The sequence below is a fragment of the Mesorhizobium sp. M4B.F.Ca.ET.214.01.1.1 genome, from assembly GCF_004791545.1.
Taxonomy (GTDB): Bacteria; Pseudomonadota; Alphaproteobacteria; order Rhizobiales; family Rhizobiaceae; genus Mesorhizobium; species Mesorhizobium abyssinicae.
Genome location: NZ_SRUX01000178.1, coordinates 1 through 334 on the forward strand (window position 1 = coordinate 1; position 334 = coordinate 334).

Genomic DNA, 334 nt, shown 5'->3' on the forward strand with positions numbered 1-334 from the left:
GATGTGGGCACCCATATGCGGCGCGCGGCAGCGGGCGATGGGAAGCCCGCTGCCACTGAAGAAGAGCGCGATGACTGACTAACGGGCTCTCCTTCTTGCTTTCCCATGCGGCGACTCGGGGGTGTTGAAACCGCCGCATTGGAAAAGTCGTCTCAGCCCTTGGCCACCGGCAGCGCGACGAAGCGGTTGTTGTCGTCGCGGGTGATCTGCATCAGCACGGCCTTGCGGCCCGCCTTGGCGGCGTCCGTCATCGCCTTGGAGACGTCGTCGGTGGTGTTCACCTCGTTCGAATTGATCGAGGTGATGACGTCGCCGGGCTGGATGCCGCGGTCGG

General features: G+C 64.7%; 1 protein-coding gene. It reads right to left on the bottom strand.

What is annotated here, in order from left to right; all coding sequences use genetic code 11:
• Positions 1–152: 152 nt before the first annotated feature.
• The coding region (locus EN857_RS33800; protein WP_135897711.1) for a PDZ domain-containing protein at positions 153–334 on the bottom strand (182 nt) is incomplete at its 5' end.